The organism is Pseudomonas sp. B15(2017), assembly GCF_002113215.1.
In the GTDB taxonomy this organism is placed as follows: domain Bacteria; phylum Pseudomonadota; class Gammaproteobacteria; order Pseudomonadales; family Pseudomonadaceae; genus Aquipseudomonas.
In genome coordinates, this window is record NZ_NEJZ01000004.1 from 238,933 (window position 1) to 265,826 (window position 26,894).

A 26,894-nucleotide genomic window follows, 5' to 3' on the forward strand; every position below is an offset into this window, starting at 1 on the left:
TCCTCGCGGGGCGTATTACTTGACGTGCCGCCCGCCATTGACGGTCAGGGTCGTGCCGGTGACGTAAGGGTTGTCGAGCAGATAACGCAGGCTCTGATAAATCACTTCGCTGCCGGGTTCGATGCCCAGCGCGGACTTGGCCAGCGCTTTGGCGCGGTACGCTGCGTCGTCGTCGGGATTGAACAATAGCAGGGCTGGCGCGATGCCGTTGACCTTGATTGAGGGCGCGTAGCGCGCCGCGAAGGACAGCGTGAGACTGTCGAGCCCGGCCTTGCTGGCGCAATAGCCGATGTGTTTGCTGCTGCCCTTGCGGGTGACGTCATCGCTGATGTGGATGATGTCGGCAGGACTCGAGCGTTGCAGCAATTCGGCGCAATGCAGGTTGATCAGGTACGGCGCCAGCATGTGGACGTTAAACATGCGGCAGAACGCTTCGGCTTCGCCGTCGTCGGTTTCCGCCAGCCACTGCGAGGCGTTGTGCACGATGGCGCGCAGGCTGTCGGTGTGGGTCTTCAGTTCGGTGATGAACGCGAGGATCGAGGCTTCGCTGGAAAAGTCCGCGTGCAGCCCGAGGGCGCCCAGATCCCGCAAAGCCTTCACTCCCGGTCGTTCGCTGCGGTAGGTGAAGATCACCCGATGGCCGTCGTCCAGCAGACGCTGCGCACAATGCAGGCCGACCCGCTGGCCGGTGCCGGTGATGAGGATGGGAGCTGTGGGAAAAGTCATGTACGGCTCGCGTCGAAGTCAGAGCAAAAACTATAACAGCGACGCGAGCGACGGCTTCAGCGATTTTGCGTAGAGGGCGCGGCGGGCAGTGGGCGTGCAGGCGCCGGGTTGAGCCAGCCGGCCAGCAGGCGGGTCGACAGCGGAATGAAGAAGTAGACCATCAACGGGGTCAGGCACAGCGTGCTGACGAAGACTCGGGGAACCAGGCTCATTTCAGCGAGCAGCGGACCCAGCACGAAATTGAACAGCAGCGACACCGGGAAGAACGCCAGCCAGATTGCCACGGCCTGTTTCCAGCGCGGGGGGCGATGACCGGCAGCACCGAACCAGCCTTCAATGCCGCTGACCCGATGTTCCGTCGGGTGGGCAAACAGATCGCTGCCACGCGCCAGCCATGCGGTGCGCGATGCCGAGTGTTCCCAGGCATGCAGTGTCTGTTCGTCGACGAAGCGGAATATGATCTGGAATTCATCGTCGCCGGGAGGCGGGGCCAGTACGCCGGAGCCGAGGTAACCGGGGAAATCGGTGGCCAGTTGTTCGCCTTCTCGCAACCAGGCGATCAGATCCTGATAACGACCATGGGTGACGCGACGCGCGACCATCAGCGTGACGGGGGAAGTAGACATTGTGTATCTCCGTATTGCATGTGCGTCGCTCCGGGTAGGAGTTTCGCCTGACGCAGCGCCGGGTAGAGGGCTGCGTTTTTCGACAAGCAAGGATTATTCCTCATCTTCGTGACAAACCAGAGACTTTCGTCTCATTTCACCGCTTGAACCGCTCGATGGCATCCGGAGTAGAATGGGATCCAACTACGCTCACACTCGCCAACGAGGACGTACCCGCGCAAATGCCTGTCATGACTGACGTTCGTCCTGCTTTCCCGGCCTCTGTTGCGCTGGAGCGCGAAGAGCTTTTCCCTATCCGCGAAGTAGCGCGGCTGACCGGCGTGAACCCGGTTACGTTGCGCGCCTGGGAGCGTCGCTACGGTTTGATCCAGCCGACACGCACCGAAAGCGGGCATCGGTTGTATTCGATGACCGATATCGAGCGCGTTCGCAGCATCGTCGACTGGATCGATCGGGGTGTCGCCGTGAGCAAGATCGGCAGGATCCTGGCCAAGACCGAGCCGATGAAAGTCCTGGCCCCGTTCATATCCGATGACAATATGCAGACGGATTACCTGCAGTGGCAGGAACAGGTTCGGCACGCGGTCGGTTCATTCGACGATCAGGCGCTGGATCAACTCTACGGCCAGATTTTCTCCTCCTACGCATTGCCTGTCGTGTTTCAGGACATCCTGATGCCGTTATGGCTGCAAATGCTGCAGCGCCAGGACGCTTTCGGACAAACCAGCGAGTGGCTGTTCTTTGATGGTTTTCTGCGAGCGAAGGTGCTGCAGCGCATCGTCATGCTCCGCGGCTCTCAACCGCGCAGGGTGATCGTCAGCGCACTGGCCGGTCAATGTCGTGAGCTTGAACTACTGGTGGCGGCGCTGTTTCTCAGCGGCAATGACGCGGGTGTTCGTGTACTCACCACCGGCCAGCCGTTCGATGAACTGACGCTGGTGTGCGAAAAGACCAGGCCTCAGGCGCTGGTGCTGTTTTCCAATCATGCGCCGACTGCCGAGCTGCCACGACGTTTGAATCGTCTGGCCTTGAGCCTGGATTGTCAGTTGATGCTGGCGGGCGATGCCGCCGATCTGGCGCAGGACAGCCTCGCCGGATCAGCGGTTGGCTGCCTGGGCAATGACGGATCGACCATGCGTCAACGCATGAATCAGTTTCTGGCGGGGACGCTGGATACCTGAGACTCAGGTGTGTATGGCAGGGTGGGTCAGACGATGCTGTTGCAGGATGAACTGGCGCAGACGCTCGGTTTCGTCGGCATCGCTCTGGCTTAGCTCGTAAGCATAAAAGCCGCTTTCGGTTTCCCGCTCGAACGTCCCGCGCAGGGAAATCCGCTCATAGCCCGACGGGCTGAACCACAAGGCAAAATGCTTCGGTGGTTTGGTCTTGTTGCGCACTTCCAGCAGCACACCCTTGTGCGAAACCTCGTGAACCCACAGCGTACCGGGCTGGCCTTTGGCATTTTCCAGTGCCACCGGCTCTTCCAGAGTCAGGCGCCATGGACGCACCATCGGTCCGTCTTCATAGATGCTCGGTACACCCAGGCGCAGGTGCAGGGCGTGGAACTCGTCTTCCACCAGATGTAACGGGAAGGTCATCTGCTGATTTTCGAAGTTGGCCTGGATGGTGACTTGTTCATGGGCCGCCAGGCGCGTGAGCAGGTCACGGATCTGCGAACCACCGTTGACCAGCAGGCTCGACGTCGCATCCCGCACGTTGAGTTGCGGGTTGTGTTGCATGGTCTGGATGAAATCCAGCTCATCCTGGGTCAGGAGGGCGTCACGCTGCATGGCTAACTCGAAATGAATAATTACAAAGTCATTGGTGATTGTAGTTAGTGACAATTAGTTCGCTGTTTTGTTTGCGCCGTTCGTCGCTTTCAGTTCAGCGAGCTCGGCTTCCAGAGCCGCGACCCGGGCTTCCAGTTGCACAACGCGCTGCTGGGCCTTGACCTGAACCGTGACGTCCTTTTGCACGCCGACGAAATAGGTCAGCCCGTCGTCGGCATTTTTCACGGTCGACAGCGACAGCTCGTTCCAGAACGGCGTGCCATCCTTGCGGTAGTTACGCAGGATCTCCCGGCATGAGCCGCCTTCGCTCAATACGTCGCGAATCAACTTCAAACTGGCCTGGTCACGATCTCCGGCCTGCAGGAAGCGGCAGTCCTGATAAAGAATCTCTTCACTGGTATAGCCGGTCATTTTTTCGAAGGCCGGATTCACGTAGATCAGGATGTTGTCCTGATCGCCTTCCTTTTCTGCCACCACGATCCCTTCGTTCGACGCGTTGATCACCATTTGCAGCAAACTGGCACTGATCATCTATGAAGCCTTTAAGGATTTCGGTGGCAGGCATTCTAGAAGATCGATCGGCGCTGTCTACCGGCCACCAGCGCTTATCGAGAGCCAATCGCGACAAGGCGCCGCTGGCTGTTACTATCGCCGCTCTTTTTTTCAGTTTCAGGATCAGATTGATGAAAGTCGCCATCCTCTCCGGCTCTGTGTACGGCACGGCCGAAGAAGTCGCTCGCCACGCTCAGAGCCTGTTGAACGCCGCCGGTTTTGAAACCTTCTACAACTCGCGCGCCAGCCTCGCTGATCTCCAGGCCTTTGGCCCTGAAGTCTTGCTCGGCGTAACTTCGACCACCGGCATGGGCGAGCTGCCGGACAACCTGCAACCGTTGTACTCGGCCATTCGCGACCAATTGCCGGCGGCCTGGCGTGGCTTGCCTGGTGCCGTGATCGCCTTGGGCGATGCCAGTTATGGCGACACCTTCTGCGGCGGCGGCGAGCAATTGCGCGAGTTGTTCGGCGAACTGGGCGTGCGCGAGGTGCAGGACATGCTGCGCATCGACGCCAGCGAAAGCGTCACGCCTGAAACCGACGCCGAACCTTGGCTGGAACAGTTGATCGCCACGCTCAAGGGCTGATTTCACGTTCGCGCAGCAGCGCCAGCCAGGCCTGCGCAGCCTTCGACAGATAGGCGCCCCGGCGCCAGATGAAAGCGATGTCCCAGCGCAAGTAATCCGGCGCGTTCAAGGTCAGGCGCACCACGCCTGGCCGCACCAGTCCGCGCGCCACCACGCTGGGCAGCAACACCACGCCTTGTCCGGCGGCGACCAGCGCCGCGAGAAAATCCGCCTGCCCACTGCGCCCGCCTTCCTTCGGGGTGAAGCCCATCTGCTGGCAGGCCTGAAGCAAACGATCGTTGAGCACGAAACTGCGCTGATACAAAAGGAACGGCGTATCGGCCAATTCTTCCAGACCGATTTCGCCTTTTGCCGCCAGTGGGTGATCCACCGGAAGCAGCGCATCGAGCGGTTCATCGCAGAACGGCTGAACGTCGAACTGCGGATCTTTCGGCAGCAAGCTGCCACCCAACTCCAGCTCCCCGCTGAGCACAGCCTGTTCGATGTTGCGACTGCCGCCCTCTATCAGTTGAACGCTGATGTTCGGATATCGCCGTCGGTATTCGGCAAATAGCCCGGCAAACAACGCGTCGCTGCCCAGTAATGGCAGCCCGAGACGCAGCTCGCCGCGTGCCAGATGACTGAGATCATCCAGCTCGCTGAGCAATTCATTGCGCAACCGCAGCATGCCTTCGGCCCGTTGCAGCACCACGCTGCCGGCGGCGGTCAGGCGTAATTGCGAGCCCAGCCGTTCAAGCAGCGGGGTGCCGAGACTTTGTTCGAGCTGGGCAATCTGCTTGCTCACCGCAGACTGACTGATGTGCAGGTTTTTTGCGGCTTGAGTGAAACCGCCCTGATGCATGACTTCGACAAAGCTTTTGAGCTGTTTGAATTCCATGGCCTGATTCCAGATTGGAATGGCCTTGAGTCTAACAATTCGCTTCGGAGATGGAAGTCGGGTTCGTAAAATAGGCACCTGTGAAAGGAGCCCCCCGATGAAATCCTCGACCGTTAAATACTTTTCCCGCCTGCTGGCCGAACTGGCCGTGCTGCTCGGTCTCTACCTGCTCGGATGCCAGATCGCAGCGTGGCTGCCCTGGCCGATTCCCGGCGGGGTGATCGGCATGGCATTGCTGCTGCTGGCTTTTGCGTTCGGCTGGGTCAAACCGGCGGCGCTGCAAATGGGCGCGGGATTGCTGATGGCCGAGATGCTGCTGTTCTTCATTCCGGCGTTGATGAGCCTGCTGGATTACGGCGCGTTGCTGCACGATGACGGCTGGCGGATCTTGTTGGTGATCGCGGCCAGCACATTGATGGTGATGCTGGTGACCGCGTTCACCGTAGAGCTGGCCGTGCGCCTGAGGCGGTCCCATGAAGCTTGAGCTGATGCCGATGTTCTGGCTGGCGTTCACGTTGCTGGCTTATCTGTTCAGTCGCTGGCTGTATCGCCGGACCGGGCGCTACGTGTTGTCGCCACTGATTCTGGTCCCCGCGTTGCTGCTGGCGCTTGCCGTGCCGCTGCACACCGCTTACGCCGAATACTCAAGCAATACCCATTGGCTGATGCTGGTGCTTGGTCCGGTCACGGTGGCATTTGCGGTGCCGATCTGGCAGCAGCGCCAGTTGCTGGTGCGGCATTGGTCGGCATTGCTGCTGGGCATGCTGGCCGGCAGTGCGGCGTCGATCGCCACTTCGTTCGGTCTCGCGAAAGCACTGGCGCTGGACAGTCCGGTGACGCTGTCGCTGGTGCCGCGCTCGATCACCACACCGTTTGCGATGCCGCTGGCCCAGGACCTCGGTGGCGTACCGGAACTGACTGCGGTGTTCGTGATGTTCACCGGGGTGTTCGGCGCGATGCTCGGTGGTGTGCTGCTCAAGTGGTTGCCGTTGCGCAGCGCTTTGGCACGCGGTGCATTGTTCGGCGTCGGTGCGCACGGCGCCGGGGTCAGCCGGGCCCATGAAGTGGGTGGCGAAGAAGGCTCGGTCGCGGGCCTGGTGATGGTGCTCACCGGGCTGCTCAATCTGTTCGCCGCACCTTTGTTGGCGTCGTTGCTTTGACATGGATCCAAGCTGTTTGCGTTGCTGACTCGTTCAGTCATCAAGCTGGCTGCCAATGCAACTACGCGACCGTCCGGGGCTGACTAGACTGCTGACACACGCAAAAACAATAAGAACGCAGAGGTGCATACAGTGAGCGTAGCCCCCGTCCCTTCGTCCATAAACGTCAAAGACCAGGTCAGTGCCGCGGAATGGCAGACCCGGGTCGATCTGGCCGCCTGCTATCGTCTGGTCGCGCTGCATGGCTGGGATGATCTGATCTTCACCCACATTTCCGCCAAGGTGCCCGGCACCGAAGATTTCCTGATCAACCCGTTTGGCCTGATGTTCCATGAGATCACCGCCTCGAGCCTGGTGAAGGTCGACCAGGCCGGCAACAAACTCATGGACAGCCCTTACGAAATCAATCCCGCTGGCTACACCATCCACAGCGCCGTGCATGAAGTCCGCCACGACGTGGCCTGCGTGCTGCACACCCATACCGCTTCCGGTGTCGCGGTGTCGGCGCAGAAGCAGGGTGTGCTGCCGATCAGTCAGCAATCGTTGTTCGTGCTGTCGAGCCTGGCCTTTCACGCCTATGAAGGGGTGGCGCTTAACCATGAAGAGAAAGCGCGGTTGCAGGCGGATCTGGGCGACAACAATTTCCTGATGCTGCACAACCACGGTCTGCTGACCTGTGGCGGCACCATCGCCGATACCTTCCTGATGATGTTCACCTTTCAGCGCGCCTGCGACATCCAGGTCATGGCGCAGACCGGCGGGGCCGAACTGATCGCCATCGAACCGCAGATTCTGGCAGGCGCCAAGGCGATGATCGCCGGTGTCACCAAAAGTGCTCAAGGCATGGGTGGCGCGCTGGCCTGGCCGGCGCTGCTGCGCAAACTCGATAAACAAGACCCGGGGTATAAACTCTAATGCCTCTTGCCGAGATTCCGCTGAGTGCCTGGCGCAAACGCAGCCAGGCGTTTGTCTTCCATGGTCAGCCGATCCGCTACTGGACGGCCGGGCAGGGTGAACCGCTGCTGCTGATCCATGGCTTTCCCACGGCCAGTTGGGACTGGCATTACCTGTGGCAACCGCTGTCCCAGCGCTACCGGGTGATTGCCTGCGACATGCTCGGCTTCGGTGACTCGGCCAAACCGCTCAATCACACCTACAGCCTGCTGGAGCAGGCCGATCTGCAACAGGCCTTGCTCGCGCATCTGCAGGTCGAGCAACCGGTGCACATTCTGGCCCACGACTACGGCGACAGTGTTGCCCAGGAACTGCTGGCCCGACATTACGAAGACCTGATCGAAGTCGCCAGTTGTGTGTTCCTCAATGGTGGTCTGTTTCCGGAAACCCACCGGCCACTGCTGACGCAAAAACTGCTGCTCAGCCCGCTGGGCTGGATGATCGGCCGGGCCTTCACCCGGGATGCGCTGGTGAAAAGTTTCCATCAGATTTTCGGCCCGGACACCCGGCCCAGCGAAAGCGAGATGGATGATTTCTGGAGCCTGATCGAGTGCAATCGCGGGCAACGCGTCATGCACAAGCTGATTCACTACATTCCCGAGCGTCGGGTTCAGCGTGATCGCTGGGTCGCGGCGATGCAGCGTGGCGAGGTGCCGCTGCGGGTGATCGATGGCGAAGTCGATCCGATTTCCGGGGCGCACATGGTCGAGCGTTATCGCGAGCTTATCCCCGACGCGGACATCGTGCTGTTGGCGGGTATCGGCCACTACCCGCAAACCGAAGCGCCGGTACAGGTGCTCAAACACTATCTCGCATTTCGCGATCACTTCGTGTTGCCACCGCGCAAGGCGGCGTGCTCCTGAATTCTTGCCGGAGGCGCCTGGCGCCCCGGCACGTTTTCATCATCCCCCAGCCTTATCGCGCACCATTCAGCCCCATCCGTGTTCGTTGTGACCGAGCGCGTCGTGCCTGACACTCGGGGAAACTGTCCCTCAGGCCTGCTGGAGTTGCCCCGATGAATGATTCTGTGCGTTTCGAAGATAAAGTCGTGATCGTCACCGGAGCCGGTGGTGGCCTGGGACGCGCGCACGCCTTGCTGTTCGCCAGACAGGGCGCCAAAGTGCTGGTCAATGACCTCGGCGGCTCGACTCAGGGCGAAGGCGCCAACGCTTCGGCGGCCGACCGCGTGGTGGCGGAAATCCGTGAGGCCGGCGGCATCGCCGAAGCCAACCATGACTCGGTCACCGACGGCGAAAAACTGGTGCAGAACGCGCTCGACGTATTCGGCCGCGTCGACGTGGTGGTCAACAACGCCGGGATCCTGCGCGACAAGACCTTCCACAAAATGGAAGACGCCGACTGGGATCTGGTCTATCGCGTCCATGTCGAAGGCGCCTACAAGGTGACCCGCGCCGCGTGGCCGCACCTGCGCGAGCAGAACTATGGGCGAGTGATCTTCACCGCATCGACCTCCGGCATTTACGGCAACTTTGGCCAGTCCAACTACGGCATGGCCAAACTCGGCCTCTACGGCCTGACTCGCACCCTGGCCATCGAAGGCCGCAAGAACAACATCCTGGTCAACGCCATCGCCCCCACCGGCGGCACCCGCATGACCGAAGGCCTGATTCCGCCGCAAGTGTTCGAACAACTCAAACCGGAACTGGTCAGCCCGCTGGTGGTGTACCTGGCCAGCGAGCAATGCCAGGAAACCTCGGGCCTGTTCGAAGTCGGTGGCGGCTGGATGGGCAAAGTGCGCTGGGAGCGCAGCCTGGGCGCCGGGTTCGATCCCCGCGTCGGTTTTTCCCCGGAAGACGTCGCGGCGCACTGGCAGCAGATCTGTGATTTCGAAGGCGCGGCGCATCCGAAAGACAACATCGAGGCGCTGAAGGAAATGATGGCGAACCTGCAGAAATATTCGCTGTAAACCGTAGCGGCAAGGTCAAGAAACGACCTTGCCTTTCAAGTGTTCAAGGAAAGTATTTGGCCACGAGTGCCGCCAGGTTTGCCGCCGTCTGTGCGTCCATTTCTCCTTCGCAGGCTTGCGGGCGAAAGTGCAATTGAAAGGCACGCACGAGTTGCCGATAGCCCGCCTCGTCTGTGGCCCTGGATGTGTCGTAGCCATAGGTCTTGAACTGTTGCAGCAGGTCGGCCCGGGATGGAATGCCTGATTCGGTGAACTGCTGCAAAAAGCGGTTCCGGGTGTCCTCGTCATACCAGGCGCCAACGCCCTTCAAATACAACGCGTACCACGGAAACATCGGTCCGGGATCACTCTTGCGGCCGATGGCAATGTCCGAATGGCCGAGCACCTGGGTCGGCCCGATATCCGGATAGCGCGCAAGAATGTTCAATGCCAATTCTTCGATCGCACGGATCTGTTCAGGATGGTACGGCGGAAAGTTGAAGAGGCCGTCCTTGAATGTCGCCATGTTGACGATTTCCACGCCGATGGACGTGTCGTTGAGGTTGCTGCGATTACCCCACTGACTGATCCCGGCATGCCAGGCACGCTGGGTTTCATCCACCAGACCGAAAACCTCCTGGGTGCTGTGACCGGCCCGCTGATAGCTGGGATCAGTGATGTCCGGCACCAGATAGTGCGCACTGACACTCGGGCCGGTCAGGGCGGCAATCGAGCCGGCGAAGTCGACGGCGGTGTAGTGAAAGACAAGAAACCGAATCCGTCCGTTGAAACTGTGGATGGAGCGGTATTGGTTATAGCTGATGGTTTTCAACGAGCAATCCTTCCAATGGATAAAGTCAAAACCAGCCCTTTGTGTTCGCTGGTCTGGCAATGATCTTAATTGAGAAGCGCGATCGCGAAGTTACAGAGACGTGTAGCCGATTTCGGGAAATTGTGTAGTTCGGGCACTTGTAGATCGCATTGCCCAGTGCAGAGGAAGCTGTCGGTGCGCCAGCGACATTTGCCAGGTCGCGCCCATAAAAAAGGCCGCTGCAAACGCAGCGGCCAAGGTAAGACGTTGGATCAAGGAGCTACAAATCAACGTCAGTGAACACCGGGGCGATGGATCGAGGAAATGCTTCGGTCCATCAGAAATCGGTTGCCGACGACTCGGTCGCGGACTTTGTGCTTGCGGGCGGTGCGCCGTGAAAGCCCGCTCAGAATAAGCGCTCGAGACCAAAGTAAAAATAGCGAAACCGGACATGCACTGTTACGGGGCATGTAACAGTGCAGTGATTCGAAGGGCCATCATCCGTCACGTTGATGGTGGTGCATCCAGCCTGTTCATGGCGGGCGCAGAGCCTTGCCGCAGGCGGGTATTCATCCTTTCGAGCGACGGCGCGAATACCTCCTTGGTGCGCTTATCGTCCCCGTGTAGCGGCAGTAGGGTGGGGCCTTCTGTCACTCACCGGGGAAGACGCATGACAAAAACAACAATGCGCGCCATCTTCACACCGCACGCGCTCGCCGCTGCGGTGGCCTTGGGCTGCTGTGCCCAGGCGCACGCGGTCGCTTTCAATATCGGGGAAATCGAAGGCACCTTTGATTCTTCGCTGTCGGTCGGCGCGAGCTGGGGCATGCGCGATGCCGACAAGTCGCTGGTGGGTACGGTCAACGGCGGAACCGGCCAGTCGTCCACCGGTGATGACGGGCGTTTGAACTTCAAGAAAGGCGAGACCTTTTCCAAGATCTTCAAGGGCATCCACGACCTCGAACTGAAGTACGGCGACACCGGTGTGTTCGTGCGCGGCAAGTACTGGTACGACTTCGAGCTCAAGGACGAAGACCGCGAGTTCAAGCCGATCAGCGACAAGGGCCGCAAGGAGGGCGCCAAGTCCTCCGGCGCGCAGATTCTCGATGCGTTCATCTATCACAACTATTCCATCGCCGATCTGCCGGGCACCGTGCGCGCCGGCAAACAGGTGGTGAGCTGGGGTGAAAGTACTTTCATCGGCAACTCGATCAACAGCATCAACCCGATCGACGTCTCGGCGTTTCGCCGGCCGGGTGCGGAGATCAAGGAAGGGCTGATTCCGGTAAACATGCTGTTCGCCTCTCAGGGGCTCACCGATCAACTGACGGTCGAGGGCTTCTATCAACTGGAATGGGATCAGACCGTCCTCGACAACTGCGGCACCTTCTTCGGTGTTGACGTGGCGGCGGACGGCTGTAACAACGGCTACACCGTCGGCAGTCCGGCGATCGCCCCGTTTGTACCGCTGACGGCAGCCTTCGGTCAGCCGATCCAGGTGACCCGCGAAGGCGTGATCGTGCCCCGTGGCGGCGACCGCGATGCGCGGGATTCCGGACAATGGGGTACGGCACTGCGCTGGCTCGGCGATGACACCGAGTACGGCCTCTACTTCATGAATTACCACAGCCGCACGCCGACCGTCGGCACCAGCACCGCCGGGCTTTCGACCCTCGCGGCGCTGCCGGGCATGGTCGGGATCGCAAACGGTCTGGCACCCGGCAGCGGTTCGGGGCTGGCGCAAAGCGTGATGCTCGGGCGCGGCCAGTACTACCTCGAATACCCGGAAGACATCCGCCTGTACGGCGCGAGTTTCTCCACCACGCTGCCGACCGGCACCGCCTGGACCGGCGAGATCAGCTACCGGCCCAACGCGCCGGTGCAGGTCAACACCAATGACTTGACCCTGGCGCTGCTCAATCCGATTGCCGGCGGTGCGGCGTCGCCGCTGGTGACCTCGCCGGGCGCCGACAACAAGGGCTACCGGCGCAAGGAAGTGACGCAGATCCAGAGCACGCTGACGCACTTTTTCGATCAGGTCTGGGGTGCGGAACGCCTGACCCTGGTCGGCGAAGCGGCGGTGGTGCGGGTCGGTGGGCTGGAGTCGCGCAGCAAGCTGCGTTATGGCCGTGACTCGGTCTACGGTCAGTACGGTTTCGGCGGTGACACCGACGGTTTCGTCACCTCCACCTCCTGGGGCTATCGCGCCCGGGCGATCCTCGATTACGCCAACGTGATCGGCGGGATCAACCTCAAACCCAACCTGTCCTGGTCCCACGACGTTGCCGGTTATGGCCCCAACGGTCTGTTCAACGAAGGCGCCAAGGCCATCAGCGTCGGGGTGGATGCCGATTACCGCAATACCTATACCGCCAGCCTGAGTTACACCGACTTTTTCGGTGGTGACTACAACACCCTCGAAGACCGTGACTTCGTGGCCCTGAGTTTCGGTGTGAACTTCTGATCTGCCCGAGAAGGATGAATGCAATGCGCAAGATGATTCTGCAATGCGGTGTCCTGGCCCTGAGCCTGCTGGCCGCCAACGTGATCGCGGCGGTCTCGCCGGAAGAGGCCAGCAAGCTCGGCACCAGCCTGACGCCGTTGGGCGCCGAAAAGGCTGGTAACGCCGACGGCTCGATTCCGGCCTGGACCGGCGGTATTCCGAAAAACGCCGGTGCGGTCGACAGCAAAGGCTTTCTGGCGGACCCGTTCGCCAGCGAAAAACCGCTGTTCACCATCACTGCTGCCAACGTCGACAAGTACAAAGACAAGCTGTCCGACGGCCAGGTGGCGATGTTCAAGCGCTACCCCGAAACCTACAGGATCCCGGTCTACCCGACCCATCGCACCGTGGCCGTACCGCCGGAAATCTACGAATCGGCCAAGCGCAGTGCGCTCAACGTCACTAGCATCAACGACGGCAACGGCCTGGCCAACTTCACCGGCAACCGTTACTACGCATTTCCGATTCCGAAGAACGGTGTTGAAGTACTGTGGAATCACATCACCCGGTATCACGGCGGCAATCTGCGACGGATCATCACTCAGGTGACCCCGCAGACCAACGGCAGCTACACACCGATCCGCTTCGAAGAAGAGATCGCCGTGCCGCAACTGATGAAGGATCTCGATCCGGAAAAAGCCGCCAACGTTCTGACCTTCTTCAAGCAGTCGGTGACCGCCCCGGCGCGTCTGGCCGGTAACGTGCTGCTGGTGCACGAGACCCTCGATCAGGTGAAGGAACCGCGTCTGGCGTGGATCTACAACGCCGGCCAACGCCGGGTGCGTCGTGCGCCGCAAGTTGCCTATGACGGGCCGGGCACCGCTGCCGATGGCCTGCGCACCTCGGACAACTTCGACATGTTCTCCGGTGCGCCGGATCGCTACGACTGGAAACTGATCGGCAAAAAGGAAATGTACATTCCGTACAACAGCTACAAGCTCGACTCGCCGAGTCTCAAGTACGACGACATCGTCAAGGCCGGGCACATCAATCAGGACCTGACCCGCTATGAACTGCACCGGGTCTGGGAAGTGATCGGCACGGTGAAACCGAACGAGCGGCACATCTACGCCAAGCGCCACATGTACATCGACGAGGACAGCTGGCAAGTGGCGCTGGCCGATCATTACGACGGTCGCGGGCAACTGTGGCGGGTGGCCGAGGGACACGCGCAGTATTACTACGATCACCAGACCCAGGCCTACACCCTTGAAGCGCTCTACGACATCATCGCCGGCCGCTACATTGCTCTGGGGATGAAGAACGAAGAGAAGCACAGCTTCGAATTCGGCTTCGAAGCCAAGGCTGCCGACTACACGCCGTCAGCCCTGCGCGCCGAGGGCGTACGGTAAGGGTTTCGATACATCGGCAAGGCGAAAGGCGACCGTACGGTCGCCTTTTTTATGGGCGCCAATCAGCTTGCTGAATACTCGTCAACAAGCGCCGGAGAGAGGTCTAGGGTGAGCGTACAACGATAAGAAGGCGCACCCGATGACCGCCATGACACCCAGTTTGAACCGACCGGATTTTCTCCCGAGACTGTCTCCCCATCATCTGCCGCGCCCGCGCCTTTGCGAGGCACTCTTCGATTCGACGGCCCGGGTCAAACTGATCTGTGCGCCGGCCGGCAGCGGTAAAACCGCGCTACTCACCGAGTGCCTGCTGCAAGCGCCGGCCAATTGCACCGTCTGCTGGTTGCCGCTGGCAGGGGCTGCCTTGGGTGTCGGCGAATTTTGCGAACGGCTTGCACGTGCGATGGGACTGACGGCCTCGGACGAGGCTTCGTTGCTTTATGAACTGGCGCGAAGGTCCTCGGAAACCTGGGTGTTGATCGACGATTACTGCCGCAATCCACAGCCGGCGCTGGACGCATTGCTCGACCGGATGCTGGCGATCAGCAGTCCGGCCGTGACATGGTGGATCGGTACGCGGCGGCGGCCACCCTGCAACTGGCCGCGTCTGCTGCTCGATGATGCCCTGTACGAATGTGAAGGGGCGATGCTGGCGCTGACCCGGGACGAAATCGCACAACTACTGCGCCACTTGCCGCCAGACCAGGCCGACAGCGTGGCGGCTCGGATTCATCAGCGCAGCGGTGGCTGGTGTGCCGGAGTACGGATGCTGATGATGCAAAAATGCGACTGGTCGCAAAAGACCTTGCCCCAGCAGCGCATGGATACCTTGCTGGACTACCTGCAACACGAACTGTTCAGCGGCCTGAGCCCGGAACTGGCCGAAGCCTGGCGGGTGCTGGCGCATTTGCCGCGTTTCAATGCCAGCCTTTGCGATCACCTGTTTGGTGCCGGAGACGGGGCGCAATGGATGCGCAACCTGCAGACGCTGGGATGTTTTATCGAACCCTGGCGAGGATCTCCGGACTGGTTGCAGGTGTGTGCGCCACTGTCACGCCTGATGCGTGACGAACCTTGGCCTGCCGGGCGTTCCTGGCATCGCCGGGCCTGTCAGTGGTTTGCTGCCGGGCAACATTGGAAATGTGCTTTCGAGCAGGCGTTGCTGGCCGAGGAGTACGAGGTCGCTGTGAGTCTGTTACAGCATTTCAGTTTCGAGCATCTGTTCGAGGAACAGACGGTCGTGCTGTTGCTGCGTCTATATGAACAGCGCGGCGAGGAACTGTTGCTGGGTTCGGCGCAACTGGTCGGGTTGATCACGGCTGCATTGTTGTTCGCCGGTCGCTTTGTCCAGGCGGCGGATTGCATCGGGCAGCTGTCGCGTTTTTTGCCGCCACCGTCGGCTGGCCAGCAACGGCAATTGATTGCCCGCTGGCAGGCTCAGCAAGGCTGGCTGTTGCACCTGCAAGGACGGATGGAAGAGGCGCGTGATCACTTTGAACAAGCCTTGAGCGATCTGTCGCCGAAGGCCTGGACAGCGCGCCTGCTGTGCCTGTCGGGACGTACACAGCAGGCGCTGCTGTGTGGCGATCTGGAGCTGGCGCATTCGATCAATCGTGAAGCACTTTGCCTGGCCCGGGCTGAAGGTTCATTGCTGTTCGAGGCGTTGCTGGAGCTTGATCATGCCCAGGTGCTCGAACAGCGTGGTGGGGCCGCCCGGGCCGAAGAGCTGCTGGCCAATCTCTGCGAAATGCTCGGATTGTCCATTGAGCGGCCGACGCCGCTGCTGGGCCGTATCGCCCTGCGACGCGGGCGACTGGCGCTAAGCCTGGGACAGCAGGAACGGGCAGCCGAGTTCTTTCAACAGGGGCTCGACGACTGTCTGCGCAGCTTTGACAAGCGTGTGCTTTACGGCTTTCTGGGGCTGGCTCAACTGGCTGCCGATCAGGGGGATTTCCCACAAGCCTTCATGCGTCTGCGCGATGCGGAACGGTTGATGCAGCAGCGGCAGATTCCGGACACGGTCTATCGCAGCATCCTGTTGCAGGTCAGCAGCGAGTTCTGGCTGCAACAGGGGCGGCCAGAACTGGCCCGGGAGGCCTTGACTCGGGTAATTCGGCACTTTCGTGGCCCCAACGCACGGCAGGCACCGCCGGCGACGCTGGAGCTTGTCCCGCGCATCGAGTGTTTGCTGATTCTGGCCGAGACCCGGTTGCATCAGGCACCTCAACCAATGGCACGTTTGCAGCGACTGTTCGAACAGGCCCGATCCCGTCGGATGATCCTTCTTGAAGCCGAACTGTTGCTGGCGATGGGGGAGGTGGCCTCGTTGCTCGATGAAGGCGAATCTGCCCGGCTTTACTTTGAAAGAGGCCGGGCATTGGCAAGCCATTTCAAGTTGTCACGATTATTGTTGAAGTTTGAAGAGCAAGTGCCGGATGCCTGGGTTGATTTGGTACAGCAAAAGAAACTTTCAGATAAAAGTGGCGATGAAAATTCATTGAGTTTGCGAGAGTCTCAGGTCCTGGAATTGATTGCTTCGGGAAACTCCAATCAACAAATAGCGGACAAGTTGTTCATCTCATTGCATACGGTTAAAACTCATGTCCGAAGAATTCACGCCAAGTTGGGCGTGGAACGTCGGACGCATGCCGTGGCGCGGGCAAGAATGCTGGGGTTGTGCAGTTAATTGTCAGTTAATGAAATTGTAGGTCAGGTTGGCGACCGGAAGTTTTCAAAACTTTGTAAAGTGTGGTGGGTGTCTGTGTGGGTGCTTCTCAAGCTAAGTTAATTACACGTTTCGGGTGATGTTGTATTGCCTGGTAGTAATGTGTATTGCCGGAGTTTGTTTATGAGTGCCATGGAAAAGATTTCGATTGAAACAAGTCTGGGTAAAGTTGATCAGGGTTTTGTAGAGTTTGAACGTATGCTGGGAGGGTTGCCTTCGTTCAAGTCGTATTTGCAGGAGCTAGTGTTAAACGAACTTCAGAAATTGCTGCCGGATATTTACATCAGCAAGACTTACATCACTGCCCGAAGTCGGGAAATCGTCAATCCGCAACCGACCGGGCTGGTCATGAACGTATTCATGCAGTGCCTGGCGCGGGGCCGGGCACCCGTGTATGACGCCAGCCAATACGGCGTCTACGACTGGCCTGACTCCACGGATGACGAGGATCGAATCCAGGGTCTGGATGTGGCTGCCGTCGGCTCGGTGATCGCCAATGTGTTGGGCTCGCTGGCACAAAAATACTCGCCCTTGCTGGCGCAATATTGGGCCGCTTCTTCGGGCAAGGATGACAAGGGGCGCAAGCTGCCGTCGCGCAGCCGTCAACTACAGGATGCCTATGCCGCGCTGTTCTGGCAGGAATTGAGTGCGACAGTGCAGTTGCAAGGTGTGCGACCGGAAGTAGAGGAAAGTTTTGCCGTCTTCATAAGGGGCGCATCCATGACGCCGGCCTACAGTGTTTCTCTGCAACTGGAAAACGGCCGATTCGCGACGCTGGCCGGTTGCTTTGTCACTTACCTCTCTGGCCGCTCGGTCTCTGAACTGATACCGGGCGAGAACGAATGGGTCGTTCTTTTCACTCACGTGAACGGCCTGGAAACATTCCGCACATCGGCCATGATGCAGCGTGTTCTGGAGCAGCGCCTGAGCAACCCGGACAGCCGGCTGCAACTGCTCAAGGGCATTGCCCTGGAAGACGCCGCTCAGGTCAGGCAGGTTCCGGACATCCGTTACCTGAACATTCAGGGAGAACTCTTCCACACCCTCACGGCCGGGTTGCTGGAACAGCAGCAGAGAGACGTGACCTGGCATCTTCGCCAACTGGAAAAAAACGGCGCGGATCTGCAGGCCGTCATTCAGTCCATCGAATCGGTGCATCGTCAGCAGACAGTGAGCGATACCGCAAAGGGACGCATTGCCCACCTCCTGATCCTGATGAACAAAAAAAATCGGCCGCAATGGCTCAAGGACGCTCCCGCCGCCCATCAGGAAGTTTTCGCCTCGATGGAAAACGGATTGTTGAGAAGTCAGGTGGCATTGCATGAGTCGATGGGCGGGGTGTCTTCATTCCAGGAATATGTGCGCGGTGTCGTCGAAACTCATATTTCCGCAGACGATACCCAACGTGTGGATCCTGATACGGTCTGGGTGACGGTGCAACATTCGCTGCCGATGGGCAGCCGGCGTATCGAGCATATCGAGCGTAAAACCCTGACCCAGCTGTTCATGTACGGCGTGCATGACAAGGGGGCTGCGTACTCGATCAAGTTCGAGGCGTTTCACAATAACCCGCGACTGACCGCGTCCAATATCGAACGCACCATCCGCCAGCTTGATCTGCGGGTGCAATACGCCAATGAACGCAATGACCGCTTTGGACGGGCGTCGGTCAGAGAAGCCATGTGTAAAGTGCTGGCACAGCAGATTGCCGTCAGTAACTTCGCCGCGATCCTGCAAAAACACATCAGCCCGCAGGCCCAGGATATGGTGCAGCGGTATCTGCTCGGGAAACCGGAAATGGAGGCAACGGGTGTTGCTTTCCGACCTTACTACAAACCGTTCAGGGACATGCTTGCGTTTCGCGCGAAAGGCGCGGCGCCTGATCACTCAAGGCATGTCCTTTATGCTCCCGGCGCACCGACAGGGCAGCAGTGGTTCGAGTTCACCGATCTGACGGCATTGAAGCGACAGTTCATTGCCTGGGGATTCGAGCCGCGTGACCGTGACTTCCTGACCGGTCAGGCATTCAGCGAAAATCGTGCGGAATTCGAGAAGGACTACCTTTCCTTCAGCGAACCGGGCCCGGTATTCCAGCCATGGTGGTGGGGGGACGTGACACTGGTGCAATGGACTCAAGGGCTGGATGATGGCCCGCTGATGGGGGCCATCCACGGGATCATCAACTGGGAAGTCGCTGAGGAAAAAGTGGCTACCCCCGTCTGGTACCGGAACGCGGCGGCGCAGGATCGTGAGCTGCTCACCCGGCTGAATACGGAGTTCAAGGCGATCTACGAAGTGTCAAAAGATGAGCTGAATATCCCCACAATGGTGTCGTTTTCGCGAGACCTGGTGATGGAAAGGCTGAACCGTCATCTGCGAGGGGCTGACCCGAAACACCCATTGATCGATCCTGATCAAGTGAACGTCAAGGTGCGTGGGCAGGAGTGGATGACGCTTACTCAACTGTTCATTCAATGGCAACTCTGGCCGAGCGATGGTCAGGTGGCATTTGCCTCCAGAAATGGTGCTTCGCTGGGAAATCTGAATGCGAGCGTTGTGAGGGCCTTGATCAGCCTGAAACCGGCCATGGCGTATGAGTGGCATCTGGTTGACCATTTCGCCAATTCCCCGAAGCAGAGCCTGAAGGCGAAGCTCTTCTGCAAGGTCAAGCAAAACGAAATGCTCAAGGCTGCAGTGACCCAAAAGATGCAGGGCTCCCTGTCCTCCGAGCAATTCAATTGGTTGGCGGGACTGGTCGAGGGGCTGGATCATGACCGCCCTCATGAGCTGGAACCGTTCAAACCCGGAACCACCCCGCAGGAAGGTATTTATACGCTGACCCTTGAGGGGCGACGCATCGAGGGTGCCTACACGTTCGGACGCCGTGTGGCGGGGAAGTTGCAACTGCTGGTCTACATTCCCAAGGCACCGGACGGTTTGAGCTTTCGTCCGCTCGCGTCGCTGACACTGGGACTCAAGGGCGGCAGCCTGGGCAATCACGTCATTGCACTGGCAAGGCTGGAGCACCGAGCTGTCGTGCAGAATTTCGTCATTCGTTGTCAGCAAGCTGCAAACACCCTCCCTGCACCTGCATTGATCAACAGTTACGCCGTGACTCATTTCAAGTTCGAGTTCGACAGCATGGTTTCGCGGGTGCTCAGCGATGTCGATCATCAAACGACCACGCCTGCCGAGCGTTTCTGGAACACGGTGCTGGTGGTCACGGAGCTGGCGGTGGATATCGTCTCGCTGTTTGTACCGCCGGTGGGACTGGTCGCCAGTATCGTACGGATCACAAGGTCGATCGTTCAGGGCATCGTTGCCTACAGCCTGGGGGATGACGACGCAGGCAGGAACCATCTGGCCTCGGCCTGGAGAAGCTCCATCCTCTTGTACGTCGGCGTGATCGCCGGTGTTGGCGGATCGGTTTCGGCGGTGGGCGCGTTGACACGGGTCAAGGATATTGCGGACATCGTATCGACCGCGACCGGCGTGCCGGTCGGGATCGGTTACATCACCGCAGCGGTTTCTCCCCATGTGATTGCGGACAGCAAGACCCATATCGTCGGCTGATCATTCAATCTTTCAAGCTGGCTGATACCCCATCCGCCAACTCACGGCCCGCGTCGCCGCCAGCAGCCGCTGCGCCGCCGGGCCGTTTTCGTCGGCGTGGAACAACGAGGTCGGGCCGACGATGGTCAATACCGCCGCGACCTGCCCGAGGGCGTTGAACACCGGTGCCGAGAGAGCATCGACGCCAGGCATCAGCAAGCCGTGGACATGATGCAGACCGCGTTCGCGAATCTGTCCGCACAACGCCGCATAGGCTTTTTCGTCCGCCAGCGGATGGCCGCCGACGGCGATTTCCTGCTCGCGCAATTCATCGGTTTCACGATGCGGCAGGTACGCGCCGAAGACCAGGCCAGTGGATGAACTGAGCAGCGGCAACACCGAGCCCAGTTGCGTCACCACGGTTACCGCGCGCACCGCCGGTTCGATGTGCACCACGGTCGCGCCCTGATTGCCCCATACCGCCAGGAAACAGGTTTCGTTGAGTTCGTCGCGCAGCTCGGCCAGGGGCAGGGCGGCGACTTTCAGCACGTCCATACTGTTGAGTGCCGCCAGGCCCACGCGCAGCGCTTCACGACCCAGGCCGTAATGGTTGGTGGCGGTGTTCTGCTCGGCGAAGCCGCTGGCGATCAATGCCTGCAGATAACGATGAACCTTGCTCGCCGGCATCTGCACATGTTCGGCCAGACGCGACAGCGAAGTGGACGGCGACAACTCGGCCAGGGCCTTGAGGATGTCGGTGCCGACCTCGGCGGAGCGGACTTTCTGTTTGCCGTTGCTGTCGCTGGTTTTTTCCATGGTGCTGCCGTGTCCCGGAACGAATGGGCGTCTTTATAGCTTGACGCTGGATAGCGAGCAAATTACGTTATGCGTAATTGAATTACGATAAAAATAACCCCGGCGTGCCAAGACCTCCGATCCAGAGCGTCCGGCCATGCCGACTCCCTGTTCAGGAGGCTCCATGAACCTCGATTCAGCCCTGGCTTACCAGTCCGGTTTCGGCAACGAATTCAGCTCCGAAGCGTTGCCCGGCGCGCTGCCCGTCGGCCAGAACTCTCCGCAAAAAGCCCCTTACGGTCTGTACACCGAACTGTTCTCCGGCACCGCGTTCACCATGACCCGCAGCGAAGCGCGGCGTACATGGATGTACCGGATCCAGCCGTCGGCCAATCACCCGGCCTTCGTCAAACTGGAGCGGCAACTGGCAGGTGGTCCGTTGGGTGAAGTGACCCCCAATCGCCTGCGCTGGAACCCACTGGACATCCCGGCCGAACCCACCGATTTCATCGATGGTCTGGTGAGCATGGCGGCCAACTCCGCTGCCGAAAAACCGGCCGGCATCAGCATCTATCACTATTGCGCCAACCGTTCGATGGAACGCGTTTTCTTCAACGCCGACGGCGAGCTGCTGCTGGTGCCGCAACTGGGTCGCCTGCGCATCGCCACCGAACTGGGTGTGCTGGAAGTGGCGCCGCTGGAAATCGCCGTGCTGCCACGGGGTTTGAAATTCCGCGTCGAACTGCTCGATCCGCAAGCGCGCGGCTACGTCGCCGAGAACCATGGCGCGCCGCTGCGCCTGCCGGATCTGGGACCGATCGGCAGCAACGGTCTGGCCAATCCGCGGGACTTCCTGACCCCGGTCGCCGCCTACGAAAACCTGCAACAACCGACCACCCTGGTGCAGAAATTCCTCGGTCAGTTGTGGGGCACCGAACTCAATCACTCACCGCTGAACGTGGTCGCCTGGCACGGCAACAACGTGCCGTACAAATATGACCTGCGCCGCTTCAACACCATTGGCACCGTCAGTTTCGATCACCCGGACCCGTCGATCTTCACCGTGCTGACCTCGCCGACCAGCGTCCACGGCCTGGCCAACCTCGACTTTGTGATCTTCCCGCCGCGCTGGATGGTGGCCGAGAACACCTTCCGTCCGCCGTGGTTCCACCGCAACCTGATGAACGAATTCATGGGCCTGATCCAGGGCGAGTACGACGCCAAGGCCGAAGGTTTTGTGCCCGGCGGCGCATCTCTGCACAGCTGCATGAGCGCCCACGGCCCGGACGGCGAGACCTGCACTAAAGCGATCAATGCGGACCTGAAACCGGCCAAGATCGACAACACCATGGCCTTCATGTTCGAGACCAGCCAGGTGCTGCGCCCAAGCCGCTTCGCCCTCGACTGTCCGCAACTGCAATCCACTTACGACGCCTGCTGGGCTTCGCTGCCCGCCACGTTCGACCCGACCCGGAGATAATCCATGACTCAGAATTCCATCACCCGCAGTTGGGTCGCTTCCGCCAATGGCCACAGCGATTTCCCGCTGCAGAACCTGCCGCTGGGTGTGTTCAGCCTCAACGGCTCGGCGCCGCGCGCGGGCGTGGCGATTGGTGAACACATCTTCGATCTGCAAGTAGCGCTGGAGGCCGGGCTGTTCGACGGCGTCGCGCGCCGTGCTGTCGAAGCCATGCGCGGCGGTCAGTTGAACGCCTTCTTCGAACTCGGCCGCGACGCCCGCGTTGCATTGCGCGAAAGACTGCTGGAGCTGTTCAGCGAAGGCAGCACCCATCGCGGCAACATTGAAGCCCAGGGCGCAACACTGCTGCCGCTGGCCGCCGATTGCCAGCTGCACCTGCCGGCGCGCATCAGCGACTACACCGACTTCTACGTCGGCATCGAACACGCGCAGAACGTCGGCAAACTGTTCCGCCCGGACAACCCGCTGCTGCCGAACTACAAACACGTGCCGATCGGCTACCACGGTCGCGCATCCACCGTACGCGCCTCCGGCGCCGACGTGCGCCGCCCGAAAGGCCAGACCCTGCCAGCCGGTGCGACCGAGCCGACCTTCGGCCCGTGCGCGCGTCTGGACTATGAGCTGGAGCTGGGAATCTGGATCGGTCAGGGCAACGAGATGGGCGAGCCGATTGCCATTGGCGATGCCGCTGAACACATTGCCGGTTTCTGCCTGCTCAACGACTGGTCGGCCCGTGACATTCAGGCCTGGGAATACCAGCCGCTTGGCCCGTTCCTGTCCAAGAGCTTCATCACCAGCGTCTCGCCATGGGTGGTGACTGCCGAAGCGCTGGCGCCATTCCGCACCGCACAACCGGCGCGTCCGCAAGGTGATCCGCAGCCGCTGCCATACCTGCTCGACAAACGCGATCAGGAGGGCGGTGGTTTCGACATCGAGCTGGAAGTGCTGCTGCTTACCGAGAAAATGCGCGAGCAGAATCTGCCGGCCCATCGCCTGACCCTGAGCAACACGCGCTACATGTACTGGACCGTTGCGCAAATGGTCGCGCACCACAGCGTCAACGGTTGCCAGTTGCAGGCCGGTGACCTGTTCGGTTCGGGCACCTTGTCCGGCCCTGAAAACGGTCAGTTCGGCAGCCTGCTGGAAATCACCGAGGGCGGCAAAAAACCGATCGAGCTGGCGTCCGGCGAAGTGCGCAAATTCCTTGAAGACGGCGACGAAATCATCTTGCGCGCTCGCTGCGCCCGCGAAGGTTTTGCCTCGATCGGTTTCGGCGAGTGCCGTGGCACCGTGCTGGCGGCACGCTGACAGGAGCGGGTCATGGATCTTTACACCTATTACCGTTCCACCTCGTCGTACCGGGTGCGGATTGCGCTGGCACTCAAGGGGCTCGACTATCAGGCGCTGCCGGTCAATCTGATTGCAGCGCCTGGCGGCGAGCATCGGCAACCGGCGTATCTGGCGATCAATCCCCAGGGCCGGGTGCCGGCGCTGCGCACTGACGAAGGCAAGTTGCTGATCCAGTCGCCGGCAATCATCGAATACCTGGAAGAGCGTTATCCACAGGTGCCGTTGCTCCCCGAGGACCTCGTTGCCCGTGCCCAGGTGCGCGGTGTGGCGGCGGTGATCGGCTGCGACGTGCATCCGCTGCACAACGTCAGCGTGCTCAATCGCCTGCGCGGGTTGGGGCATGACGAGCCGCAGGTCAACGAGTGGATCGGCCACTGGATCAGTCAGGGGCTGGCGACGGTGGAGCAATTGATCGGCGACAGCGGTTTCTGTTTTGGCGAGTGGCCGTGTGTGGCTGACGTTTACCTGATTGCGCAGTTGTACGCGGCCGAGCGGTTCAACGTTTCGCTGGAGGCCTATCCACGGATTCGCCGGGTCGCCGCGTTGGCCGCTGAACATCCGGCGTTCATTGCGGCGCATCCGGCGAATCAGCCGGACACACCGTAACCCCTGTGGGAGCGAGCTTGCTCGCGAAGAGGGAGGGTCAGTGCCAGCAGTGTCGCCTGACTGACCGCTTTCGCGAGCAAGCTCGCTCCCACAATAGATCTGCGCTGTGACCAAAAAATCATAAAAACAAAACAGGTACCTTGCGATGCACAACCAGATTGCCAGCTTCCGGGCGGCACTCGACGCCCGTCCTGTGTCCCGCTTTCAGTGGTTGCTCCTGATTCTTCTCGCCTTGCTGCTGGTCACCGACGGCTATGACGCCCAGGTGCTCGGTTACGTGGTGCCGGCACTGGCGCAGGACTGGGGCCTGGAAAAGTCCGCGTTCGGCCCGGTGTTCAGCGCCAACCTGCTGGGTCTGACGCTTGGCTCCCTCGCGGTGACGCCTCTGGCTGACCGCTTCGGCGTTCGACGGATTCTGCTCGCCTGCGTGCTGATCTACGCCAGCCTCACCGTGCTGATGGTGTTCGCCGATTCCCTGAATACCCTGATGATCGCGCGCTTCATCTGCGGTATCGGCATGGGCGGCGCGATGCCCAGCGCCATGGCGTTGATGTCGGAATATTCACCGCCGCGCCTGCGTACGCTGATGGTGACGCTGGCGGCTTGCGGCTTCTCGTTCGGCGGTGCGGCCGGTGGTTTTGTGGCGGCCGGGTTCATCGACCGTTTCGGCTGGCAAGCGGTGTTCCTCGCCGGTGGTGTCACGCCGTTGCTGCTGTTTCCGTTTCTCTGGTGGATGCTGCCGGAATCCTTGCCGCGTCTTCTACGTGATGCGCCGCCCTATGCGCGCCTGCGCAAGGTCACCGCACGCATGCTGCCGGAGTGGCAACCGCCCGCCGCATCGGTCGAGCAGAACGAACGCGAGCAGGGCAGCAAGCTGACCGTGGTGGAATTGTTCCGCAACGGTTATGCGCGTCCGACCTTGCTGATCTGGGCAACCTTTTTCGTCAGCCTGATCCTGCTGTATTTCATGATCAGTTGGCTGCCGTCGCTGCTGCTGGAAAGTGGCCTGAAACTCAACGAAGCGAACCTGGTGACGTCGATGTTCCTGTTCGCCGGCACGCTCGGCGCGATCTGCATGGCGTGGTTCGCCGATCGATTGAAAAGCAAGGTGCGACTGTTGTCCGGCGTGCTGGCTGGCGCGGCGGTGTGCACGATTCTGCTGGGCCTGAATCACGACAACCCGCGTTATCTGGTGGCCTGTGTGTTCGCGGCAGGGTTCTGCATCATCGGCGGGCAACTGACGCTCAATGCGTTCGCCAGCAATTTCTATCCGGCCCAGGTTCGCGCCACCGGCACTGGCTGGGCATTGGGAGTCGGGCGATTCGGCTCGATTCTCGGGCCGCTGTTCGGCAGCCTGTTGCTGGCGATGCACATTCCGGTGGAGCAGATTTTCTTCTTCTGCGCGATTCCGGCGGTGATCGCGGCGTTGCTGATCATTCAGGTGCGTTCGCCTTCGCAGGTTGCGCAAGATCCTGTGGGAGCGAGCTTGCTCGCGAAGAACGATAACGCGGTTTGACTGATCGACCGCGTCGCCTGATTCGCGAGCAAGCTCGCTCCCACAAGGGATCAGTGGACGACTGAGTTGGGTGGCAGATGCCCCAGCCGTTCCGTCAGGCGAAGTCGCTGAATCGGGTCGTCACTGAGCAACAGCGCGTGCTCCAGATCGAAACGCTCGGCGTTCGGGCAATCGAGGCGCTGGTACAGACTGGCCCGGGCCAGGTAATCGGCGGCGCTGGCGTTGCCCAGTTCGAGCACGCGCTCGGCATCAATCAGCGCCGCGATGAAATCGTCGTGGGTCAGGTGCAACTGGCGCAGGTTGCGTGACAGACGCTGTAGCATCTGCACCGGCTCGGCAGTCAGCAGGTGGTCGGCGTTGAGTTTCATCTGATGGCCGTACTGGCGATGCAGCAGTTCGCGGCAATCGTTCGGATACAGGCGCCGTCCGCCGCACGGATCGAGCAGGTGATCGGCTCCGGGCACCTTCAGCAGGAAGTGCCCGGGGAAGTTCACGCCAACCAGCGGGATCTCCAGACCACGGGCCAGTTCCAGGGCGATCAGTGCCAGCGCCAGCGGCTGGCCGCGTTTGGTCTGCATGACTTTGTGCACCATCGCGGCCTGCGGACGCAGCGGTACGAAATCATCCTGGGCAAAACCGAGGTCGGTCATGCGCCGCAGCAACGGTTGCGCCAGTTCGCTGACCGGAAGCAACGGCAAGCCATAACTGACTCGCTGCTGCAGTTCCTTGAATTCCTGCAACAGCGCTTCGGGATCGGCTTGTTTGTCGTGTTCGGCGGCCATCCACAACGCGGCTTCGAACAGCGCGGGCGGTGAACGGTGCAGACAATCGAAGAAACGTTGGCGCGGACTCATCAAAATCTCCGGAGCATGCCTCGTTTTAGCCCCGTCTTTGCCATTCGTCCAGTGTCGGGGCTGCTCTGCCATCGGGTTATGCCGCAACGTATTGGTCGCTGTCGGGCCTTATTCCCGTGCGCTTCAGCAATTTTTGGGCGCAAGCCTATACTGGCGTCTACCAGAAGTGATT

The 26,894-nt window shown here is 60.4% G+C and carries 23 protein-coding genes; 15 read left to right on the forward strand and 8 right to left on the reverse strand.

Features of this window, described 5'->3' with window-relative positions:
* Window positions 1-15 precede the first annotated feature (15 nt).
* On the reverse strand, window positions 16-726 hold the full coding sequence (gene folM / locus CAF73_RS08855) for a dihydromonapterin reductase (RefSeq protein ID WP_085702489.1): 711 nt from the start codon (window positions 724-726) through the stop codon (window positions 16-18).
* 56 nt (window positions 727-782) lie between these two features.
* Complete coding sequence (locus CAF73_RS08860) at window positions 783-1,352, reverse strand: antibiotic biosynthesis monooxygenase (protein ID WP_085698488.1); 570 nt, start codon at window positions 1,350-1,352, stop codon at window positions 783-785.
* A 221-nt stretch (window positions 1,353-1,573) separates the two neighbouring features.
* On the opposite strand from CAF73_RS08860, the gene CAF73_RS08865 reads away from it, so the two are divergent.
* Entirely contained in the window at window positions 1,574-2,533 is a 960-nt protein-coding gene (locus CAF73_RS08865; RefSeq protein WP_085702490.1) for a MerR family transcriptional regulator, read from the forward strand.
* Between the two features lie 3 nt (window positions 2,534-2,536).
* Here CAF73_RS08865 and CAF73_RS08870 read toward each other — a convergent pair whose 3' ends face one another.
* Both CAF73_RS08870 and CAF73_RS08875 read right to left on the reverse strand, forming a co-directional pair.
* Window positions 2,537-3,142: a hypothetical protein gene (locus tag CAF73_RS08870; protein ID WP_085702491.1), complete on the reverse strand. Its 606-nt coding sequence runs from the start codon at window positions 3,140-3,142 to the stop codon at window positions 2,537-2,539.
* 54 nt (window positions 3,143-3,196) lie between these two features.
* Window positions 3,197-3,673: a PAS domain-containing protein gene (locus CAF73_RS08875; protein WP_085698491.1), complete on the reverse strand. Its 477-nt coding sequence runs from the start codon at window positions 3,671-3,673 to the stop codon at window positions 3,197-3,199.
* 152 nt (window positions 3,674-3,825) lie between these two features.
* Here CAF73_RS08875 and CAF73_RS08880 point away from each other — a divergent pair, with 152 nt between their 5' ends.
* Window positions 3,826-4,281 carry a flavodoxin gene (locus CAF73_RS08880; RefSeq protein ID WP_085698492.1) on the forward strand — a complete coding sequence of 152 codons (456 nt, stop codon included), beginning with the start codon at window positions 3,826-3,828 and terminating at the stop codon, window positions 4,279-4,281.
* On the opposite strand, the gene CAF73_RS08885 is transcribed toward CAF73_RS08880, so the two are convergent.
* Window positions 4,271-5,158 (reverse strand): LysR family transcriptional regulator, encoded by an 888-nt coding sequence (locus CAF73_RS08885; protein WP_085702492.1) that lies wholly within the window; start codon window positions 5,156-5,158, stop codon window positions 4,271-4,273. The genes CAF73_RS08880 and CAF73_RS08885 overlap by 11 nt on opposite strands.
* A gap of 97 nt (window positions 5,159-5,255) precedes the next feature.
* Between CAF73_RS08885 and CAF73_RS08890 the strand changes: the two genes are divergently transcribed.
* The 5 genes from CAF73_RS08890 to CAF73_RS08910 all read left to right on the forward strand — a co-directional run bounded on the left by CAF73_RS08890 (window position 5,256) and on the right by CAF73_RS08910 (window position 9,199).
* Window positions 5,256-5,642: a CidA/LrgA family protein gene (locus CAF73_RS08890; protein WP_085698494.1), complete on the forward strand. Its 387-nt coding sequence runs from the start codon at window positions 5,256-5,258 to the stop codon at window positions 5,640-5,642.
* Window positions 5,632-6,318 carry an LrgB family protein gene (locus CAF73_RS08895; protein WP_085702493.1) on the forward strand — a complete coding sequence of 229 codons (687 nt, stop codon included), beginning with the start codon at window positions 5,632-5,634 and terminating at the stop codon, window positions 6,316-6,318. The genes CAF73_RS08890 and CAF73_RS08895 overlap by 11 nt, the downstream gene beginning before the upstream one ends.
* A gap of 132 nt (window positions 6,319-6,450) precedes the next feature.
* A complete protein-coding gene (locus tag CAF73_RS08900) occupies window positions 6,451-7,233 on the forward strand; it encodes a class II aldolase/adducin family protein (RefSeq protein WP_085698496.1) in 783 nt (260 codons plus the stop codon).
* On the forward strand, window positions 7,233-8,135 hold the full coding sequence (locus CAF73_RS08905; RefSeq protein WP_085698497.1) for an alpha/beta fold hydrolase: 903 nt from the start codon (window positions 7,233-7,235) through the stop codon (window positions 8,133-8,135). The genes CAF73_RS08900 and CAF73_RS08905 overlap by 1 nt, the downstream gene beginning before the upstream one ends.
* 152 nt (window positions 8,136-8,287) lie before the next feature.
* A complete protein-coding gene (locus tag CAF73_RS08910; protein ID WP_085698498.1) occupies window positions 8,288-9,199 on the forward strand; it encodes an SDR family oxidoreductase in 912 nt (303 codons plus the stop codon).
* A gap of 43 nt (window positions 9,200-9,242) precedes the next feature.
* Here the strand turns inward: CAF73_RS08910 and CAF73_RS08915 are convergent, their stop codons facing one another.
* Window positions 9,243-10,010, reverse strand: coding sequence for an N-acetylmuramoyl-L-alanine amidase (locus tag CAF73_RS08915; RefSeq protein ID WP_085702494.1), 768 nt, complete (start codon window positions 10,008-10,010; stop codon window positions 9,243-9,245).
* A 649-nt stretch (window positions 10,011-10,659) separates the two neighbouring features.
* Here CAF73_RS08915 and CAF73_RS08920 point away from each other — a divergent pair.
* The 4 genes from CAF73_RS08920 to CAF73_RS08935 all read left to right on the forward strand — a co-directional run bounded on the left by CAF73_RS08920 (window position 10,660) and on the right by CAF73_RS08935 (window position 20,142).
* A complete protein-coding gene (locus CAF73_RS08920) occupies window positions 10,660-12,453 on the forward strand; it encodes a DUF1302 domain-containing protein (RefSeq protein WP_085702495.1) in 1,794 nt (597 codons plus the stop codon).
* 23 nt (window positions 12,454-12,476) lie between these two features.
* Window positions 12,477-13,844, forward strand: a complete 1,368-nt coding sequence (locus CAF73_RS08925) for a DUF1329 domain-containing protein (protein WP_085702496.1) — start codon at window positions 12,477-12,479, stop codon at window positions 13,842-13,844.
* A gap of 139 nt (window positions 13,845-13,983) precedes the next feature.
* Entirely contained in the window at window positions 13,984-16,530 is a 2,547-nt protein-coding gene (locus tag CAF73_RS08930; protein ID WP_085702497.1) for a LuxR C-terminal-related transcriptional regulator, read from the forward strand.
* Window positions 16,531-16,692: 162 nt separating this feature from the next.
* The gene (locus CAF73_RS08935; RefSeq protein ID WP_085702498.1) at window positions 16,693-20,142 is read left to right on the forward strand and encodes a dermonecrotic toxin domain-containing protein; all 3,450 of its coding nucleotides are present in this window, start codon (window positions 16,693-16,695) and stop codon (window positions 20,140-20,142) included.
* A gap of 12 nt (window positions 20,143-20,154) precedes the next feature.
* Here the strand turns inward: CAF73_RS08935 and CAF73_RS08940 are convergent, their stop codons facing one another.
* A complete protein-coding gene (locus CAF73_RS08940) occupies window positions 20,155-20,937 on the reverse strand; it encodes an IclR family transcriptional regulator (RefSeq protein ID WP_085698504.1) in 783 nt (260 codons plus the stop codon).
* A gap of 163 nt (window positions 20,938-21,100) precedes the next feature.
* On the opposite strand from CAF73_RS08940, the gene hmgA reads away from it, so the two are divergent.
* From hmgA to CAF73_RS08960, 4 genes are all read left to right on the forward strand, one after another.
* Window positions 21,101-22,396, forward strand: a complete 1,296-nt coding sequence (gene hmgA / locus CAF73_RS08945; protein ID WP_085702499.1) for a homogentisate 1,2-dioxygenase — start codon at window positions 21,101-21,103, stop codon at window positions 22,394-22,396.
* Between the two features lie 3 nt (window positions 22,397-22,399).
* Entirely contained in the window at window positions 22,400-23,704 is a 1,305-nt protein-coding gene (gene fahA / locus CAF73_RS08950; RefSeq protein ID WP_085698506.1) for a fumarylacetoacetase, read from the forward strand.
* A gap of 12 nt (window positions 23,705-23,716) precedes the next feature.
* Complete coding sequence (maiA, locus tag CAF73_RS08955) at window positions 23,717-24,352, forward strand: maleylacetoacetate isomerase (protein WP_085698507.1); 636 nt, start codon at window positions 23,717-23,719, stop codon at window positions 24,350-24,352.
* Between the two features lie 145 nt (window positions 24,353-24,497).
* A complete protein-coding gene (locus CAF73_RS08960; protein ID WP_085698508.1) occupies window positions 24,498-25,868 on the forward strand; it encodes an aromatic acid/H+ symport family MFS transporter in 1,371 nt (456 codons plus the stop codon).
* Between the two features lie 50 nt (window positions 25,869-25,918).
* On the opposite strand, the gene CAF73_RS08965 is transcribed toward CAF73_RS08960, so the two are convergent.
* Window positions 25,919-26,722 carry a SirB1 family protein gene (locus CAF73_RS08965; RefSeq protein WP_007957252.1) on the reverse strand — a complete coding sequence of 268 codons (804 nt, stop codon included), beginning with the start codon at window positions 26,720-26,722 and terminating at the stop codon, window positions 25,919-25,921.
* Window positions 26,723-26,894: the final 172 nt, after the last annotated feature.

Coding starts and splice junctions, on each gene's coding strand:
- CAF73_RS08920 (WP_085702495.1), top strand. CDS start 10,660: ATGACAAAAACAACAATGCGCGCCATCTTCACACCGCACGCGCTCGCC.
- CAF73_RS08875 (WP_085698491.1), bottom strand. CDS start 3,673: ATGATCAGTGCCAGTTTGCTGCAAATGGTGATCAACGCGTCGAACGAA.
- CAF73_RS08935 (WP_085702498.1), top strand. CDS start 16,693: ATGAGTGCCATGGAAAAGATTTCGATTGAAACAAGTCTGGGTAAAGTT.
- fahA (WP_085698506.1), top strand. CDS start 22,400: ATGACTCAGAATTCCATCACCCGCAGTTGGGTCGCTTCCGCCAATGGC.
- CAF73_RS08965 (WP_007957252.1), bottom strand. CDS start 26,722: ATGAGTCCGCGCCAACGTTTCTTCGATTGTCTGCACCGTTCACCGCCC.
- CAF73_RS08960 (WP_085698508.1), top strand. CDS start 24,498: ATGCACAACCAGATTGCCAGCTTCCGGGCGGCACTCGACGCCCGTCCT.
- folM (WP_085702489.1), bottom strand. CDS start 726: ATGACTTTTCCCACAGCTCCCATCCTCATCACCGGCACCGGCCAGCGG.
- CAF73_RS08885 (WP_085702492.1), bottom strand. CDS start 5,158: ATGGAATTCAAACAGCTCAAAAGCTTTGTCGAAGTCATGCATCAGGGC.
- CAF73_RS08905 (WP_085698497.1), top strand. CDS start 7,233: ATGCCTCTTGCCGAGATTCCGCTGAGTGCCTGGCGCAAACGCAGCCAG.
- CAF73_RS08870 (WP_085702491.1), bottom strand. CDS start 3,142: ATGCAGCGTGACGCCCTCCTGACCCAGGATGAGCTGGATTTCATCCAG.
- CAF73_RS08865 (WP_085702490.1), top strand. CDS start 1,574: ATGCCTGTCATGACTGACGTTCGTCCTGCTTTCCCGGCCTCTGTTGCG.
- CAF73_RS08930 (WP_085702497.1), top strand. CDS start 13,984: ATGACCGCCATGACACCCAGTTTGAACCGACCGGATTTTCTCCCGAGA.
- CAF73_RS08860 (WP_085698488.1), bottom strand. CDS start 1,352: ATGTCTACTTCCCCCGTCACGCTGATGGTCGCGCGTCGCGTCACCCAT.
- maiA (WP_085698507.1), top strand. CDS start 23,717: ATGGATCTTTACACCTATTACCGTTCCACCTCGTCGTACCGGGTGCGG.
- CAF73_RS08880 (WP_085698492.1), top strand. CDS start 3,826: ATGAAAGTCGCCATCCTCTCCGGCTCTGTGTACGGCACGGCCGAAGAA.
- CAF73_RS08890 (WP_085698494.1), top strand. CDS start 5,256: ATGAAATCCTCGACCGTTAAATACTTTTCCCGCCTGCTGGCCGAACTG.
- CAF73_RS08940 (WP_085698504.1), bottom strand. CDS start 20,937: ATGGAAAAAACCAGCGACAGCAACGGCAAACAGAAAGTCCGCTCCGCC.
- CAF73_RS08910 (WP_085698498.1), top strand. CDS start 8,288: ATGAATGATTCTGTGCGTTTCGAAGATAAAGTCGTGATCGTCACCGGA.
- CAF73_RS08925 (WP_085702496.1), top strand. CDS start 12,477: ATGCGCAAGATGATTCTGCAATGCGGTGTCCTGGCCCTGAGCCTGCTG.
- CAF73_RS08895 (WP_085702493.1), top strand. CDS start 5,632: ATGAAGCTTGAGCTGATGCCGATGTTCTGGCTGGCGTTCACGTTGCTG.
- hmgA (WP_085702499.1), top strand. CDS start 21,101: ATGAACCTCGATTCAGCCCTGGCTTACCAGTCCGGTTTCGGCAACGAA.